Here is a 17,992-nt window from a genome sequence, read left to right as displayed (position 1 = left end):
ATATATGGATTGGATTATTTTATTTTAAGTAGCAAAAAAGCCACTTTATATTGTTACATATGCCAGTGTCCAGTACCCTCATTATGTAAAACGAGCGCCCAACGAAAGGGAGAGGCATTCTCCCTCTCCACACTTCCATAAGCGACAAATAAAGCGGTTTATGCTTACATTTATTTTACGTTGAATCCTACCAACGGTAATGAGCAAATGCTTTGTTAGCTTCTGCCATTTTATGAGTGTCTTCACGTTTCTTAACAGCTGCACCAGCGTTGTTAGATGCATCTAAGATTTCGTAAGCTAGACGCTCTTCCATAGTTTTTTCACCACGAAGACGAGCATAGTTTACTAACCAGCGAAGACCTAAAGTTGTACGGCGTTCTGGACGAACCTCAACCGGAACTTGGTAGTTAGCACCACCAACACGACGAGCACGTACTTCAAGAACAGGCATGATGTTCTTAAGAGCTTGCTCGAATACTTCCATTGGTTCTTTATCTGAACGTTCACGAACGATTTCGAAAGCGTTATAAAGAATTGTTTGAGATTTACCTTTTTTACCGTCAACCATCATTTTGTTGATTAGGCGTGTTACAAGCTTAGAATTGTACATTGGATCTGGTAACACGTCACGTTTCGCAACAGGTCCTTTACGAGGCATATTGAGTTCCTCCTTTCATTATAAGTTTATTATTTTTTAGCAGGTTTTGGTCGCTTAGTACCATATTTAGAACGTCCTTGCATACGTTTGTCAACACCAGCTGTATCAAGCGCACCACGAACGATGTGGTAACGTACCCCTGGTAAATCCTTTACTCGACCACCGCGAATTAATACTACGCTATGCTCTTGTAGGTTATGACCGATACCTGGGATGTAAGCTGTAACTTCAATACCATTTGTTAAACGTACACGAGCGTATTTACGTAACGCTGAGTTCGGTTTCTTCGGAGTCATTGTACCAACACGAGTACACACACCACGTTTTTGAGGTGCAGAGATATCAGTTGATTTTTTCTTTAAAGAATTAAAACCTTTGTTTAACGCAGGTGATTTAGACTTCCATACTTTATCAGTACGACCATTTCTCACTAATTGGTTAATAGTAGGCATTTGTTTATCCTCCCTTCGCATGTTTGTATGACCACATATCCAGGTGGTTCATTATTAGTTGAAAACAAAGTTTTTGCAAGGAAGAGCAAATGCTCTCTCCTCACAAAAACAGTTTTAACTTATTATTCCTATTGCTGAAGCTCCCACTTGAATCCCCGAAACTTTTCCAAGCTTACGAACTGATTCAACTTTGGTTATGGGTATGTTATGTTGCAAGGCAGTACGAATGATAACATGGGTTAACCGCACATCAGCATCTTCCGCAATAACAACTTCTTTAACTATACCATTTTTGATTGCTTCCAATGTTCGTTTATAACCAACGACTACATTTTCAGCATTTGACACTTTTTGATAAGACATATAAATATCCTCCAAAGCATCGTTCAGGAGCAACCTTGATTATAGTAACATTTTGTCTCATACAATGTCAACTAGGATTAGCTGTTTTTATACAAAATTTACGACGGAAAATTTTACTGTTCCACATAAACTTCATCGTTTTCTACATTCATGTTATCTTGTGTTGTTTTTACAAGATCCACTTGGCGATAACGATTCATACCTGTTCCAGCAGGAACAAGCTTACCAATAATAACATTCTCTTTCAATCCTAGAAGCTCATCGCGTTTACCCTTAATTGCTGCATCTGTTAGAACACGAGTTGTTTCTTGGAACGATGCTGCAGATAAGAACGAATCAGTTTCAAGTGAAGCTTTAGTAATACCAAGTAGAACCGGTCTAGCTGTTGCTGGTTGTTTACCTTTCAGTAACACCTTCGCATTCGCATCAGTAAACTGATGGATGTCTAGTAATGTTCCTGGTAATACATCTGTTTCACCCGCATCACTTACACGAACTTTACGTAGCATTTGACGTACCATTACTTCTACGTGTTTGTCACCAATTTCTACCCCTTGCATACGGTATACTTTTTGAACTTCACGTAATAAGTATTCTTGAACTGCTGTAATGTCCGTTACTTTTAGTAATTCCTTCGGATCAATAGAACCTTCTGTTAACTCTTTACCGTGGCTAATTGGCTGTCCTAGAGTTACTTTCAGACGAGCACCGTAAGGAATAGCATACGTACGAGCTTCAACTTCACCCTGTACAACTACTTCTTGGCGATCTTTAACATCGTTGATCGCTGCGATAACACCGTCGATTTCACTGATAACTGCCTGACCCTTCGGATTACGAGCCTCGAAGATCTCTTGGATACGAGGTAAACCTTGTGTGATATCATCTCCGGCAACCCCACCTGTATGGAACGTACGCATCGTTAACTGTGTACCTGGCTCACCGATAGATTGAGCTGCGATAATACCTACCGCCTCTCCTACTTCTACGTCTGTACCAGTTGCTAAGTTACGACCGTAACACTTTTTACATACACCATGGCGAGTATTACACGTAAACGCTGAACGAATATTTACAGTTTCAACACCCGACTTTTCAACGATATGAGCAATATCTTCAGTAATTAATTGATTTTCAGCAATTAATACTTCACCTGTTTCAGGATGTTTTACAGTTTTTCTCGCAAAACGTCCAACAAGACGATCATATAGTGACTCAATAACTTCATTACCCTCTTTAATCGCACCAATTAGTAAACCACGATCTGTCCCACAATCATCTTGACGAACAATTACATCTTGTGCAACGTCTACAAGACGACGTGTTAAGTAACCAGAATCGGCAGTTTTAAGTGCTGTATCGGCAAGACCTTTACGCGCACCATGCGTAGAGATGAAGTACTCAAGTACTGTTAAACCTTCACGGAAACTTGATTTGATTGGAAGCTCAATGATACGACCAGATGGATTGGCCATCAGACCACGCATACCAGCAAGCTGAGTAAAGTTCGATGCGTTACCACGGGCACCAGAATCACTCATCATGAAGATTGGGTTGCGTTTATTCAAGGATTTCATCAGTTTTCCTTGGATAACATCTTTTGCATTACTCCAAATAGAGATAACGCGATCGTAACGTTCTTCTTCCGTGATTAAACCGCGACGGAATTGTTTAATTACATTATCTACTTTTGCTTGTGCTTCATGGAGAATTTCATTTTTTTCGCCTAATACAAGAATGTCTGATACCCCAACTGTAATACCAGCTTTTGTAGAGTATTTAAATCCTAAGTTTTTCATACGGTCAAGCATGCGAGATGTTTCCGTAATTTGGAAACGTTTGAATACTTCCGCAATAATGTTACCAAGGATTTTCTTGCTAAATGGCGCCACTTCTTCGCGACTAGCAATAATTTCTTTAATGTTCGCACCTTTTTCAACGAAATATTCCGCTGGTGTTTCTTTTTCAAGGTTTGAGTTTGTTGGTTCATTAATATAAGGGAACGACTCTGGTAAGATTTCGTTAAATATTAATTTACCAACTGTTGTTAATAGAAGCTTACTCTTTTGCTCTTCAGTAAACGTTACATTATTTACCGAACTCGCAGCAACTGCAACACGTGTGTGCAGATGTACATATCCATTTTGGTATGCAAGTATTGCTTCGTTTGCATCTTTGAAGACCATACCTTCACCGATTGCACCCTCGCGCTCAAGTGTTAAGTAATAGTTACCTAATACCATATCTTGAGATGGAGTAACAACTGGTTTTCCGTCTTTTGGATTCAAGATGTTTTGTGCCGCTAACATAAGAATACGAGCTTCCGCTTGTGCCTCTGATGATAACGGAACGTGAACCGCCATTTGGTCACCGTCAAAGTCCGCGTTGTATGCAGTACATACAAGTGGGTGAAGACGGATTGCACGACCCTCTACTAGTGTAGGTTCAAACGCCTGGATACCAAGACGGTGAAGTGTTGGTGCGCGGTTTAGAAGTACTGGATGCTCTTTAATCACAGATTCTAAAACGTCCCAAACTTCAGGGTGTACACGCTCGATTTTACGTTTAGCACTCTTAATGTTGTGTGCTAATCCTTTTCCAACTAACTCTTTCATAACGAAAGGTTTAAACAATTCAAGTGCCATTTCTTTCGGCAATCCACATTGGTACATCTTTAAGTTCGGTCCTACAACGATTACAGAACGGCCAGAGTAGTCAACACGTTTACCTAATAAGTTTTGACGGAAACGTCCTTGTTTACCTTTAAGCATGTGAGATAGTGATTTTAATGGACGGTTACCTGGTCCAGTAACTGGACGGCCACGGCGACCATTATCGATTAATGCGTCTACAGCTTCTTGTAACATACGTTTTTCATTTTGAACGATGATGCTTGGTGCACCTAAGTCCAATAGACGTTTTAAACGGTTGTTACGGTTAATTACACGACGATATAAGTCGTTTAAGTCAGAAGTAGCAAAACGTCCACCATCTAACTGTACCATCGGGCGTAGTTCTGGTGGGATAACTGGAAGAACCTCTAAGATCATCCAAGATGGGTGATTTCCAGAGTTACGGAATGCTTCTAATACTTCTAGACGTTTAATAGCACGAGTACGGCGTTGTCCTTGTGCTGTTTTTAATTCTTCTTTTAAGAAGTCTACTTCTTTATCTAAATCGATGTCTTGCAGTAATTTTTTAATCGCTTCTGCACCCATAGCAGCATGGAATGTACTGCCATATCGATCACGATATGCACGGTATTCTTTCTCAGAAAGTAATTGCTTCTTATCAAGTGGTGTATCTCCACTTTCTGTTACAACATAAGAAGCGAAATAAATTACTTCTTCAAGCGCGCGAGGGGACATGTCTAAGACAAGTCCCATGCGGCTCGGGATACCTTTGAAATACCAAATATGAGATACAGGAGCAGCTAATTCGATATGACCCATACGTTCACGACGAACTTTTGCACGCGTTACTTCAACGCCACATCGATCACAAACTACACCTTTATAACGTACACGTTTATATTTTCCGCAATGACATTCCCAGTCCTTTTGTGGTCCGAAAATACGCTCACAGAACAAGCCATCTTTTTCAGGCTTTAACGTACGATAGTTAATTGTTTCTGGTTTCTTAACTTCACCGTATGACCAAGAACGAATCTTGTCAGGTGAAGCAAGTCCAATCTTCATATATTCAAAGTTATTTACATCTATCAAGGGGCCTACCTCCCTTTTAGTCTACAGGTTATCCCAATTATTCCTTAGTTGTCTCAACTTCAACATTCAATTTATCTGCTGATTGATGATCATCATCTTCCGTATCACGCATTTCAATTTCTGTATCGTTGATCGACATCATTTTAACGTCCATACCTAAACTTTGCAGTTCTTTAATCAATACTTTGAATGATTCAGGAACGCCTGGTTCTGGAACATTTTCACCTTTAACAATTGCTTCATACGTCTTAACACGTCCAATAACATCATCAGACTTCACTGTTAAGATTTCTTGAAGAGTATACGCGGCACCATAAGCTTCAAGTGCCCAAACCTCCATCTCACCGAAACGCTGTCCACCGAACTGAGCTTTACCTCCAAGAGGTTGCTGCGTTACAAGTGAGTATGGTCCAGTAGAACGAGCATGAAGCTTATCGTCAACCATGTGCGCAAGTTTGATCATATACATGACACCAACAGATACACGGTTATCGAATGGCTCACCAGTACGTCCGTCATACAGGATTGTTTTCGCGTCATTTGCCATACCAGCTTCTTCAATTGTGCCCCATACATCTTCCTCACGAGCACCATCGAATACCGGTGTTGCAATGTGAATACCAAGGTATCTTGCTGCCATACCAAGATGAAGCTCTAATACCTGACCGATATTCATACGAGATGGTACCCCCAATGGGTTTAACATGATATCGATTGGCGTACCATCTGGTAAGTAAGGCATATCTTCTTCCGGTAAAATACGGGAAATAACACCTTTGTTACCATGACGACCGGCCATTTTGTCACCTTCAGAAATTTTACGCTTTTGAACGATATATGCACGTACAAGTTGATTCACGCCTGGTGGCAATTCATCGCCATCTTCACGGTTAAACACTTTTACGTCTAAGATAATACCGCCACCACCGTGTGGTACACGTAGTGATGTATCACGTACTTCACGTGCTTTCTCACCGAAGATTGCATGTAATAGACGTTCTTCTGCTGTTAATTCTGTTACACCTTTTGGCGTTACTTTACCAACAAGTAGATCTCCATCTTTTACTTCAGCACCGACGCGAATAATACCGCGCTCGTCAAGATTACGAAGTGCATCTTCTCCAACATTCGGGATATCACGTGTAATTTCTTCTGGTCCAAGCTTCGTATCACGAGCTTCTGATTCATATTCTTCAATATGGATAGAAGTGTACACATCATCTTTTACAAGGCGCTCACTCATGATGATCGCATCCTCATAGTTATAACCGTCCCATGTCATAAAGCCAACAAGCACGTTACGTCCAAGAGCTAGTTCACCTAGTTCCATAGAAGGACCATCCGCAAGGATTTCACCTTTTACAACTTGGTCTCCAACACTTACGATTGGACGTTGGTTGTAGCAAGTTCCTTGGTTAGAACGAATGAATTTTTGCATTTTGTAGCGATCTAAGTCGCCTTTTACTGTTTGACCGTCAACGTCTACATAGCGACGTACCCAAACTTCACGTGCTTCTACGCGCTCAACAACACCAGGCTGTTTACAGATTACTGCAGCACCTGAGTCTTTTGCTGATACGTACTCCATACCTGTACCTACAATCGGAGATTCCGGATTTATTAACGGAACCGCCTGACGTTGCATGTTCGCTCCCATAAGTGCGCGGTTAGAGTCATCGTTTTCTAAGAACGGAATACAAGCTGTCGCTGCCGACACTACTTGTTTTGGAGATACATCCATGTAGTCGATGCGTTCTTTATTTGTGACAATGTTTTCACCACGGAAACGAGCTACGATATCTTCATCAAGGAATTCCCCTACTTCAGATAATTTCATATTCGCTTGGGCTACAACATAGTTATCTTCTTCATCTGCTGTTAAATAATCAACCTGCCCTGTTACAAGACCAGTTTCTGGGTCAACACGACGGTATGGCGTTTCAATGAAACCAAACTCATTTACTTTCGCAAACGAAGATAATGAGTTAATCAAACCGATGTTTGGTCCCTCTGGTGTTTCGATTGGACACATACGACCATAGTGAGAGTAGTGAACGTCACGTACTTCAAAGCCTGCGCGCTCACGCGTTAAACCACCGGGTCCTAATGCAGATAGTCTTCGTTTGTGAGTTAACTCTGCTAATGGGTTTGTTTGATCCATGAACTGAGATAACTGAGAACTTCCGAAGAACTCTTTAATAGATGCAATAACCGGGCGAATGTTAATTAACGCTTGTGGTGTAATTGCATTTGTATCTTGAATCGACATTCTCTCACGAACAACACGTTCCATACGAGAAAGACCGATACGGAATTGGTTTTGTAGTAACTCTCCTACAGAACGCAGACGACGATTTCCTAAGTGGTCAATATCATCTGTATCCCCTACTTTATATAGCAAGTTAAAGAAGTAGCTAATAGAAGCAAGAATATCACCTGGTGTGATGTTTTTTATATCACGAGTAATATTTGCATTCCCAATTACGTTTATAGATCGTTCGCCTTCTGATTCTGGAGCATAGATCTTAATAGATTGCAGCTCAACATCGCCTGCTACCACTCCACCCATTGGTTTCGCTGTTTTGAATCCAATGTTTTTCTCTAAGTAAGGTAGAATACGATCCAGTGTACGACGATCTAAGACTGTTCCTTCTGCCGCTAAAATTTCACCAGTTTCTGGATCCACCAGTGTTTCAGCTAAACGTTGGTTAAACAATCTGTTTTTAATGTGTAGCTTTTTGTTGATCTTATAGCGACCTACATTTGCTAAATCGTAGCGCTTCGGATCAAAGAAACGAGACACAAGTAAGCTCTTTGCATTTTCTACTGTTGGTGGTTCACCAGGGCGTAGACGCTCATAAATTTCAAGCAATGCTTTCTCTGTGCTATCTGTGTTGTCTTTTTCTAACGTATTGCTTAAGTATTCGTTATCACCTAAAAGCTCGGTGATTTCTTGATCAGAGCCAAACCCTAATGCGCGTAACAAAACAGTTACAGGAAGTTTACGCGTACGGTCAATACGCACATATACAACATCCTTAGCATCTGTTTCATACTCTAACCAAGCTCCGCGGTTTGGAATTACAGTAGCAGTAAAACCACGTTTTCCGTTTTTATCCACTTTGCCACTATAGTATACGCTTGGAGAGCGAACTAACTGGGAAACGATAACACGTTCTGCACCGTTAATTACGAATGTTCCAGTCTCTGTCATGAGTGGGAAATCTCCCATGAACACATCTTGTTCTTTTACTTCACCAGTTTCCTTGTTGATTAGACGCACTTTTACACGAAGTGGTGCTGCATACGTCACATCACGCTCTTTGCATTCTTCTACAGAGTATTTAGGTTCACCTAAGCTGTAGTCGATAAATTCAAGCGATAGATTTCCCGTAAAGTCTTCGATCGGAGAAATGTCTTGGAACATTTCTCGCAAACCCTCATCAAGAAACCACTGATAAGAAGAGGTTTGAATTTCGATAAGATTTGGTAACTCTAATACTTCACTAATACGGGCATAACTTCTTCGTTGGCGGTGGCGTCCGTATTGAACTAGTTGACCTGTCAACTGCTTCACCCCTCAAATCATGAGTATTATAAATGCACAAAAAAATTTGTGCAAAAATCACAAATAAATACAACTACTGCTATTAGCGTAGTTTTTTTCTCTTAAAGATAGATACGTTGAGTCTTTCTATCTGCTCAAAAAAGAAAAATGGCTTCTATAAGAAAACCATCATTCTGTTTCATAATCTGCTGATTTTACTATCTTTTCCAAGAGAAACAAAAATATACATCTTTCTCAACGCAGAAAATCATATATTGGCATTGTATAATGTTAACATAGCCAAAAATAACCGTCAACGCTTTTTTGATTTTATGATATAATATCCTTTTTTCTTTTCTACAACTTCAACTTCAGAAAATGCTTCTTCTAGTTTTTTAAGCGCAGATGGCGCACCTTGTTTCTTTTGAATAACAATCCACAATTCTCCACCTGAAACTAAATACTCCACAGCCTTTTCTAAAATCTCATGCACGATATCTTTACCAGCACGAATTGGAGGATTAGATAGAATAGCAGCATACTTGCCATCTACATTTTCATAGACACTACTTTGCAAAATACGTATATTTTCAATTCTGTTATTAGCGGCATTTTCTTTTGCAAGTCCCAAGGCCCTTTCATTCACATCCACCATGTGAATTTCACGATCTTGAAACTCTTTCGCTAACGACAAACCGATTGGACCGTACCCACATCCTACGTCTAACACATTACCTTTAACATCTGGCATTTGAAACGCTTCAATTAAAAGACGAGAACCAAAGTCCACTTCGTTTTTCGAGAACACCCCATGGTCAGATAAAAAAGTAAATCGAGATTCACGAAGTGTAAATTCCCATCGTTTACGATCACTTTTACTAGAAGGGTCGTTAGAAAAATAATGGTCTGCCATATGGCCACCTCTTTTCTTTACAGTTAAAAAAAAAGCTCGCATGAGAGCGAGCTTTTTTTAAAAGCACCAAAAGTTAATTACTTAACTTCTACAGCAGCGCCAACCTCTTCAAGTTTAGCTTTCATTTCTTCAGCTTCCTCTTTAGTAACGCCTTCTTTGATTGCTTTTGGAGTGTTGTCAACTAATTCTTTAGCTTCTTTTAAGCCAAGACCAGTGATTTCACGTACAGCTTTGATAACTTTGATTTTTTGAGCGCCAGCACTTGCAAGTACTACGTCAAATTCAGTTTGCTCAGCAGCAGCTTCACCAGCGCCACCAGCTACAGCTACAGGAGCAGCAGCAGTTACGCCGAATTCTTCCTCGATAGCTTTTACTAAGTCGTTAAGTTCTAATACAGTCATAGATTTAACTGCTTCAATGATTTGTTCTTTAGTCATTGTAAATATCCTCCCTTAAATAGGTTTGTATTGTTTTATAGATAACAAGTAATTATCTTTTAAAAAATTAAGCGCCTTGCTCTTCCTTTTGATCTGCAACTGCTTTAGTAGCAAGTGCAAGGTTACGGATTGGAGCTTGAAGAACGCTAAGAAGCATAGAAAGTAAGCCTTCACGTGATGGAAGAGTAGCGATAGCTTTAACCTCATCAAGTGTTACAAGTTTACCTTCGATTACGCCTGCTTTAATTTCTAAAGCTTCATGATTTTTAGCGAAGTCGTTTAATACTTTCGCAGGAGCAACTACATCCTCGTTACTGAACGCGATTGCGTTTGGTCCTGTTAAGAATTCGTTTAACTCAGCCATTTCAGCAGACTCTGCAGCACGACGAGTTAAAGAGTTTTTGTAAACTTTGAACTCAACGCCAGCTTCACGTAAGTTTTTACGTAATTCTGTTGCTTCAGAAACTGTTAAACCACGGTAGTCAACAACAATTGTAGATTTACTCGCGCGAAGTTTTTCAGCGATTTCAGTTACAACTTGTTGTTTAGTTTCGATTACTTTGCTCATGTTATTACACCTCCTGTAGATTATATAGAAGATGTACCGAAAGTGCACTAAAAACCTCCATGCCCAACTTGTAGACATGGAGGCATATAGTCACAGAAAAAAGATTCCGCTTCGTATATTAACACCTAGGTAGGGAATTAAGTCGAATCGACTCCTACTGTCTACGGTACACTATTAAAATTCACAACATAAATGATTATATTAAAACTTCTTTAAGAAGTCAACTTCCAATTTTTACGCAAGTGTAGAAACGTCTACGCGTACGCCAGGTCCCATTGTAGAAGCAACAGTTGCGTTCTTCATGTAAGTACCTTTTGCAGCAGCTGGCTTAGCTTTTTGTAGCGTGTCAGCAATTGTTTTGAAGTTTTCTACTAATTTAGCATCTTCGAAAGATACTTTACCGATTGGAACGTGGATGTTACCAGCTTTATCAACGCGGTATTCAACTTTACCAGCTTTGATTTCGTTAACAGCTTTAGTTACATCGAAAGTAACTGTTCCAGTTTTAGGGTTTGGCATTAAACCTTTAGGTCCTAATACACGACCAAGTTTACCAACTTCACCCATCATGTCAGGAGTTGCTACTACTACATCGAAATCGAACCAACCTTTTTGGATTTTACCGATGTAATCAGCATCGCCTACGAATTCAGCGCCAGCAGCTTCTGCTTCTTTTGCTTTTTCGCCTTTAGCGAATACTAATACACGTTGTACTTTACCAGTACCGTGTGGAAGAACAACTGCACCACGAATTTGTTGGTCAGCTTTCTTAGGGTCAACACCTAAACGGAATGCAGCTTCTACAGTTGCATCAAATTTAGCTGTGTTTGTTTTCTTTACTAATTCTACTGCTTCTGTTGCAGAGTAAGCAGATGCACGATCAACAAGCTTCGCAGCTTCAACGTACTTTTTACCTCTTTTAGCCATGTTTGTTTCCTCCTTGAATGTGGTTTTAGCGGAATAACCTCCCACGTTTACGCCTTCATTCCGGGAACCCCCGAGGATGTGCGCCCATCCATTTATTTAAAAATGATAATCATTTACGATAATAAAGGTTGCGAATTGGAATTCCAGACCCGCAACCTTTTTTACAAAAAACAAATCGAATTAGTCTTCGATAACGATGCCCATACTGCGCGCAGTACCTTCAACCATACGCATTGCAGCTTCTACACTAGCAGCGTTTAGGTCAGGCATTTTAGTTTCAGCGATTTCGCGTACTTTATCACGCTTAACAGTTGCCACTTTATTACGGTTTGGTTCACCAGAACCAGACTCAATACCAGCTACTTTCTTAAGAAGAACAGCAGCAGGAGGAGTTTTAGTAATGAAAGTGAATGAACGGTCCTCAAATACCGTAATTTCAACAGGGATGATAAGACCAGCTTGATCAGCTGTACGAGCGTTAAACTCTTTACAGAAGCCCATGATGTTAACACCTGCTTGTCCTAATGCTGGACCAACCGGCGGAGCTGGATTAGCTTTACCTGCAGGAATTTGAAGTTTTACTATTTTAATTACCTTTTTAGCCACGAGACACACCTCCTTAAGTCCGTGATGTGGTCAATTGGGCAGTGATTTGCCCTCCCACTTCATATTTTATCATAATGATAAAATCTTTTTCAAAAAACGTCTCCGTTACCGAAGACGTACTGACTTAAAAGATATTATCACTTTTTACAATTCATTTCAAGTTTCATTTTATAATTTTTCAATTTGATGGAAATCAAGTTCAACCGGAGTCTCGCGACCGAACATGTCTACAAGCACGCTAACTTTTTTCTTTTCCACATCAATTTCTTCAATCGCACCTGTATAATCCGCGAATGGCCCCTCATTTACACGCACTGTTTCATGAAGTTCAAATTCGAAATCAACCACTTCATTGTCCATTCCCATATGCTTCATGATGGTAACAACTTCCTCTTCTAATAGAGGCGATGGTTTAGATCCTGAACCAGAAGAACCAACAAAACCTGTTACACCTGGCGTATTACGAACAACATACCAAGAATCGTCAGTCATGATTAGTTCTACTAATACGTAACCTGGGAACACTTTTCTTTTCGTTATTTTTTCTTTACCATTTTTCATTTCTACTTCTACTTCTTCCGGGACAACAACACGGAAAATTTTATCTTGCATACCCATTGATTCTACACGTTTCTCTAGGTTTGCTTTTACTTTATTTTCATATCCAGAATAAGTATGGACAACATACCAACTTTTTTCCATTCATTTAGGACGAGCGTCCTTCCCTCCCTGACGTACATTTTTTTGCGCAAATGAAAAAACCCGTTCACCGGGCTTTTACACAGTTCTTATAAATAACATTATATCATGGATAAGTGCTTCTTATTCAAGAATTAACCAAGAATTAACCGAATTAAAGAAGAAATGCCCATATCAACCACTGCGAAGAAAATCGCAAAGAACACAACTGTCGCGATAACAGTCGTTGTTGAGCGGAGTAATTCATCTTTTTTAGGCCAACTTACTTTTTTCATTTCGCGACCTACATCGCCGAAAAAGTTCGTTAAACGCATCTACGGGACCTCCAGTGTATTATTTATTTTGTTTCTTTGTGAACTGTATGCTTATTGCATGTTTTACAAAACTTCTTTATCTCAAGTCGCTCTACTGAGCTCGTATCTTTCATCGTAGAGTAGTTTCGATTTTTACACTCTTCACATGAGAGTACAACTTTTTTCCTCATTAGTTACACCAACCTTGTAACATTGTCCCTAAAAATGTATCATACAACAAAAGACAATGTCAATGTCATGACTTTCACTCTCTTAACAAAAAGAAAACAGGTGAATTATTTTACACCTGCGGCACTTGCTATGAATTTAAAGTTGTACTCTCTCTCATCTCCATATATCTTTCTAATTTCCTTTTTACACGCTGCAATGCGTTATCAATAGATTTCACGTGCCTGTTTAACTGTTCTGAAATTTCTTGATAGGAACGACCATCTAAGTATAAAGAGAGCACTTTTCTTTCTAAATCGCTTAATAATTCAGATATTTTTGATTCTATGTCTGTATATTCTTCCTGACTGATAATCATCTCTTCTGGATCAGTTACTTTCGATTCCGAAATAACATCTAATAATGTTCGATCAGATTCCTCATCGTAAATTGGCTTGTCTAAAGACACATACGAATTTAACGGAATATGTTTTTGCCTTGTTGCTGTTTTAATAGCGGTAATAATTTGTCGAGTGATACACAGTTCAGCAAATGCTTTGAACGAAGACAGCTTGTCCCCTTTATAATCACGAATGGCTTTAAACAACCCAATCATGCCTTCTTGAACAATGTCTTCTCGATCGGCACCCACTAAGAAATAAGATCTTGATTTCGCGCGAACAAAGTTCTTATATTTGTGAATTAAATATTCTAGAGCGTCAGTATTACCTTTTCGAACTAACTCAACGATTGCCTCATCCTCTAAATCACGAAATGTAACGTCGCCTACACTTACGAAGCCTGCTTCCACCTTGATCCCTCCGACCGCTATATATTTAGCAATATTATACAGTAAAAAGATAAAGAGCGTCAATGCCTCAACGCTCTCCTCTTCTTAATTTTTCTAATTTTTCTGTAATATCCTCACTAAATATCTTTCGCATGGCGGGTTGCTTTTCTTTCGTGTCTTTTGTACACCTTCTTACTTGTTGTTCCATCGCTTGCACTTCTAACTCTAATTCACGCGCAGATTTTCGAAGTGCACCTTGCGCAAATATAATCCATTGCTCCGTATAATCCGAAGTTGCAACGTATATTTGTGTATTTATATTTCTAAGCTCAATCGCAAGTTGTTCTATCTTTTCATCTGCAGTTTGATTCTTTCTCGTGAATATTACTTCCACCCGCGATTGTTTCATCTTTTTTTCAATACCATAGACTGTATAGGCATCAAAGACAATCATTACCTTTGTGCCTGTATAGCCTTGATAATCCGCCATCTTATCAATAAGTGCGTCTCTTGATGACTGTAAATCTACATCCCGCAGTTTCTTCAAGTCTCCCCAAGCCCCGATAATGTTGTAACCGTCAACGATTAAAATATCGTTCATTTTTTATTTACCAATTTCGTGACGTTTACGATATACCTCATACATTAACAAACTTGCGGCTACTGAAGCATTTAAGGATGTAACTTTACCGACCATCGGTAAAGTAATTAGGAAATCACACTTTTCACCAATAATACGACTCATACCTTTTCCTTCACTACCAATTACTAGTCCGATTGGCATATTACCATCTAAATTACGGTAATCTGTTTTCCCTTTGGCATCTGTACCAGCAATCCAAAGTCCGCGTTCTTTTAATTCATCAATTGTACGCGATAAATTTGTTACACGTGCAACAGGAATATATTCAATTGCCCCAGTCGACGCTTTCGCAACTGACGCTGTAAGTCCTACCGCTCTTCTTTTTGGAATAATAACCCCATGAGCCCCTGTTGCATCCGCAGTACGCATAATAGAACCTAAGTTATGTGGGTCTTCAATTTCATCTAAAATTAAGAAGAACGGATCTTCATTGCGTTTTTCTGCTAATTTAAACAAATCCTCTAACTCAGCATATTGATATGCAGCTACTTGAGCAATTACACCTTGATGATTTCCCTCAACCAATTGATCTAATTTCTTCTTTGGTGCGTGTTGCAAAATAACCTTATTCTCTTTTGCTAATGCTAGTACAATCTGCACTTGTCCTTTGGCAGCACCTTCTGCTACCAAAATTTTATTAATATCTCGCCCCGCTCTTAAAGCTTCAATTACAGGGTTACGTCCGATAATATATTCACTACTCATGATGATGTGCTCCCTTCCTTTTCTTCCAAAACGTCAATCGCCTTATATACAATCTCGTCCAATCTTTCACGATTATTCAACAAGTGATGATAACCGATTAGCGCTTCAAAGGCTGTACTGTGTCGATATGTTTGTACATCTGTATTTTTTGGAACAGTACCCGAATTCGCATTACGCCCTCTTCTTAATACCGCCTCTTCCTCTTCTGTCAAAAATGCCGTCTCTAATAAATGATAAACAACTTTCGCCTGTGCTTTTGCCGAAACAAAGCTCGTCCCTAAGCGATGTAATTGATTAGGGCGAACTTTCCCCTTTTGAAGGAGGTGATAGCGGATATATTGTTCATATACCGCATCACCCATATATGCTAACGCTAAGCTGTTCAATTGCTTTGCATCAATCATTCTTATCCTCTTTTCCATCTTGTACCTTGAGCGGTATCTTCTAAAATAATATTACGTCCTTTTAAATCATCGCGAATTTGATCAGATAATGCGAAGTCACGATTTTGACGAGCTTCAATACGCTTTTGGATTAGTGCTTCAATTTCTTCATCAAGCAACTCTTCTTGCGCTAATTCTAATCCTAAAATACTAAATAATGTTTCAAGTTGTTTTACATACGCTTCAATTACAATTTTAGAAGTATGTTCTTCTAACAAATATTGATTTGCGTGATTTGCTACGTTATATAATTCAGTAATCGCATTAGCCGTATTGAAATCATCATCCATCGCTTCTTCGAATGCAACCTGGAACTTTTCCATTTCAGCTAACCATTTTTCATTATGGTCCGTTAAATCCGTACTACTTTCCATACGATGCTTTAAGTTACCGTAAGCTGTTTTAATTCTTTCTAGCCCATTATTCGTACTTTGCAATAAATCTTCACTAAAGTTAATTGGGTGACGGTAATGTACCGATAGCATAAAGAACCTGATTAACTGTGGATCATATTGTTTGATGATATCGTGAACTAAAATGAAGTTTCCAAGCGACTTAGACATCTTCTCGTTATTAATATTAATATATCCATTATGCATCCAATAACGTGCAAATGTTTTTCCTGTCAACGCCTCAGACTGCGCAATTTCATTTTCATGATGAGGAAATGCTAAATCTTGACCACCAGCATGAATATCAATTGTATCCCCTAAATATTTACGCGCCATTGCTGAGCATTCAATATGCCACCCTGGGCGTCCTTTCCCCCAAGGGCTTTCCCAGAAGATTTCTCCTTCTTTCGCAGCTTTCCATAAAACAAAGTCAAGAGGGTCTTGTTTCTTTTCTCCTACTTCAATACGTGCACCGTGACGTAAATCTGCAATCGGTTGATGTGATAATTTACCGTAACCTTCGAATTCTTTCGTTTTAAAGTACACATCACCTTCTGATTCATATGCATACCCTTTATTCACAAGTTCTTGAATAAATTCAATAATGATATCCATATTTTCTGTTACACGTGGATGAACCGTTGCATGCTTGCAACCTAGTGCCGTTACATCTTCAAAGTAAGCTTCAACAAAACGATCTGCAATTGTTGGCACATCTTCACCTAATTCATTTGCCGCCTTAATTAATTTATCATCCACGTCAGTAAAGTTAGATACATACTGCACATCATATCCTTTATATTCTAAGTAACGGCGTACTGTATCAAATACCATAGGTGGTCTTGCATTCCCAATGTGAATGTAGTTATACACTGTAGGTCCGCACACATACATCTTTACCTTATTTTCTTCTAATGGCATAAACTCTTCTTTTTGACGCGTTAACGTATTATAAATGTGAATAGTCATTTTTATCCTTCCTTTCTACCTTTACTTCGAGTTGCTTTCTCAATTTATCAAGTTCTGCTTCCATAACCTTTAATTTATCAAAAATCGGATCCGGGAGATCAGAATGATTTAATTCTTGACCAATCTTTACTCCATTTTGAATAACGACTCGGCCAGGTATACCTACAACTGTAGAATGTGCAGGAACTTCCTTCAACACGACAGATCCTGCTCCAATTTTAGAATTCTCTCCAACAGTAATAGAACCTAGTACTTTAGCACCTGTTGCAATTAATACATTATCCTGAATTGTAGGGTGCCTCTTTCCTTTTTCTTTACCTGTACCACCTAATGTGACACCTTGATAAATTGTTACGTTTTCGCCAATTTCACACGTTTCGCCAATTACAACCCCCATTCCATGATCAATGAAAAAACGACGACCAATAGTTGCTCCTGGATGAATCTCAATGCCAGTAAAAAAACGACTAACTTGCGAAATCCAACGTGCCATAAAGAAAAAATTCCTTTTATAAAAAGCATGTGCAATTCGATGGCCCCAAACTGCATGTAATCCAGAGTAAGTTAAAATGACTTCGAAATAACTTCGTGCCGCTGGATCCTGTTCAAAAACGACTTCAATATCTTCCCGAAGCCTCTTAAACATCGATGTTCCCTCCCCTTTATGGGCTGCTTTTTTCGAGTGAACTAACTC

19 protein-coding genes and 1 other annotated feature are annotated in these 17,992 nt (G+C 39.3%); all 19 genes read right to left on the bottom strand.

Features of this window, described 5'->3' with window-relative positions; translation table 11 throughout:
- Positions 1-187: 187 nt before the first annotated feature.
- Complete coding sequence (gene rpsG / locus MHB76_RS00650; RefSeq protein WP_002063416.1) at positions 188-658, bottom strand: 30S ribosomal protein S7; 471 nt, start codon at positions 656-658, stop codon at positions 188-190.
- 29 nt (positions 659-687) lie between these two features.
- Positions 688-1,110: a 30S ribosomal protein S12 gene (gene rpsL, locus MHB76_RS00645; RefSeq protein WP_001142341.1), complete on the bottom strand. Its 423-nt coding sequence runs from the start codon at positions 1,108-1,110 to the stop codon at positions 688-690.
- 114 nt (positions 1,111-1,224) lie between these two features.
- Complete coding sequence (locus MHB76_RS00640; protein ID WP_002159607.1) at positions 1,225-1,473, bottom strand: 50S ribosomal protein L7ae-like protein; 249 nt, start codon at positions 1,471-1,473, stop codon at positions 1,225-1,227.
- A 113-nt stretch (positions 1,474-1,586) separates the two neighbouring features.
- A complete protein-coding gene (gene rpoC / locus MHB76_RS00635; protein ID WP_002091510.1) occupies positions 1,587-5,198 on the bottom strand; it encodes a DNA-directed RNA polymerase subunit beta' in 3,612 nt (1,203 codons plus the stop codon).
- A 37-nt stretch (positions 5,199-5,235) separates the two neighbouring features.
- Positions 5,236-8,766 carry a DNA-directed RNA polymerase subunit beta gene (rpoB, locus tag MHB76_RS00630; protein WP_002159608.1) on the bottom strand — a complete coding sequence of 1,177 codons (3,531 nt, stop codon included), beginning with the start codon at positions 8,764-8,766 and terminating at the stop codon, positions 5,236-5,238.
- Positions 8,767-9,058: 292 nt separating this feature from the next.
- Positions 9,059-9,658, bottom strand: a complete 600-nt coding sequence (locus MHB76_RS00625) for a class I SAM-dependent methyltransferase (RefSeq protein ID WP_016103300.1) — start codon at positions 9,656-9,658, stop codon at positions 9,059-9,061.
- A 77-nt stretch (positions 9,659-9,735) separates the two neighbouring features.
- Positions 9,736-10,095, bottom strand: a complete 360-nt coding sequence (gene rplL, locus MHB76_RS00620) for a 50S ribosomal protein L7/L12 (RefSeq protein ID WP_002009788.1) — start codon at positions 10,093-10,095, stop codon at positions 9,736-9,738.
- Between the two features lie 67 nt (positions 10,096-10,162).
- Positions 10,163-10,663, bottom strand: coding sequence for a 50S ribosomal protein L10 (gene rplJ / locus MHB76_RS00615; protein ID WP_002009790.1), 501 nt, complete (start codon positions 10,661-10,663; stop codon positions 10,163-10,165).
- 39 nt (positions 10,664-10,702) lie between these two features.
- Positions 10,703-10,848, bottom strand: a sequence feature (ribosomal protein L10 leader region).
- Positions 10,849-10,897: 49 nt separating this feature from the next.
- Positions 10,898-11,590: a 50S ribosomal protein L1 gene (rplA, locus tag MHB76_RS00610; protein WP_002009792.1), complete on the bottom strand. Its 693-nt coding sequence runs from the start codon at positions 11,588-11,590 to the stop codon at positions 10,898-10,900.
- Positions 11,591-11,770: 180 nt separating this feature from the next.
- A complete protein-coding gene (gene rplK / locus MHB76_RS00605) occupies positions 11,771-12,196 on the bottom strand; it encodes a 50S ribosomal protein L11 (RefSeq protein ID WP_002159610.1) in 426 nt (141 codons plus the stop codon).
- A 168-nt stretch (positions 12,197-12,364) separates the two neighbouring features.
- Positions 12,365-12,898, bottom strand: coding sequence for a transcription termination/antitermination protein NusG (gene nusG / locus MHB76_RS00600; RefSeq protein WP_002009795.1), 534 nt, complete (start codon positions 12,896-12,898; stop codon positions 12,365-12,367).
- Positions 12,899-13,029: 131 nt separating this feature from the next.
- Positions 13,030-13,209: a preprotein translocase subunit SecE gene (gene secE, locus MHB76_RS00595; RefSeq protein WP_002009797.1), complete on the bottom strand. Its 180-nt coding sequence runs from the start codon at positions 13,207-13,209 to the stop codon at positions 13,030-13,032.
- A 23-nt stretch (positions 13,210-13,232) separates the two neighbouring features.
- A complete protein-coding gene (gene rpmG / locus MHB76_RS00590; protein WP_012260172.1) occupies positions 13,233-13,379 on the bottom strand; it encodes a 50S ribosomal protein L33 in 147 nt (48 codons plus the stop codon).
- 128 nt (positions 13,380-13,507) lie between these two features.
- Positions 13,508-14,167: an RNA polymerase sporulation sigma factor SigH gene (locus MHB76_RS00585; RefSeq protein ID WP_002009799.1), complete on the bottom strand. Its 660-nt coding sequence runs from the start codon at positions 14,165-14,167 to the stop codon at positions 13,508-13,510.
- Between the two features lie 67 nt (positions 14,168-14,234).
- Complete coding sequence (locus tag MHB76_RS00580) at positions 14,235-14,747, bottom strand: NYN domain-containing protein (protein WP_002009801.1); 513 nt, start codon at positions 14,745-14,747, stop codon at positions 14,235-14,237.
- Between the two features lie 3 nt (positions 14,748-14,750).
- Positions 14,751-15,494, bottom strand: coding sequence for a 23S rRNA (guanosine(2251)-2'-O)-methyltransferase RlmB (rlmB, locus tag MHB76_RS00575; RefSeq protein ID WP_002091503.1), 744 nt, complete (start codon positions 15,492-15,494; stop codon positions 14,751-14,753).
- Positions 15,491-15,898, bottom strand: a complete 408-nt coding sequence (locus MHB76_RS00570; protein ID WP_002063411.1) for a Mini-ribonuclease 3 — start codon at positions 15,896-15,898, stop codon at positions 15,491-15,493. The genes rlmB and MHB76_RS00570 overlap by 4 nt, the downstream gene beginning before the upstream one ends.
- Before the next feature lie 2 nt (positions 15,899-15,900).
- Complete coding sequence (cysS, locus tag MHB76_RS00565) at positions 15,901-17,298, bottom strand: cysteine--tRNA ligase (RefSeq protein ID WP_078174993.1); 1,398 nt, start codon at positions 17,296-17,298, stop codon at positions 15,901-15,903.
- The gene (cysE, locus tag MHB76_RS00560) at positions 17,279-17,944 is read right to left on the bottom strand and encodes a serine O-acetyltransferase (RefSeq protein ID WP_016103297.1); all 666 of its coding nucleotides are present in this window, start codon (positions 17,942-17,944) and stop codon (positions 17,279-17,281) included. Before cysE ends, cysS begins: the two co-directional genes overlap by 20 nt.
- Between the last annotated feature and the right edge of the window lie 48 nt (positions 17,945-17,992).

It is taken from the genome of Bacillus sp. FSL M7-1345 (genome assembly GCF_038006985.1).
GTDB classification, from domain to species: domain Bacteria; phylum Bacillota; class Bacilli; order Bacillales; family Bacillaceae_G; genus Bacillus_A; species Bacillus_A cereus_U.
This window is presented reverse-complemented; position numbering and strand designations above follow the sequence as displayed.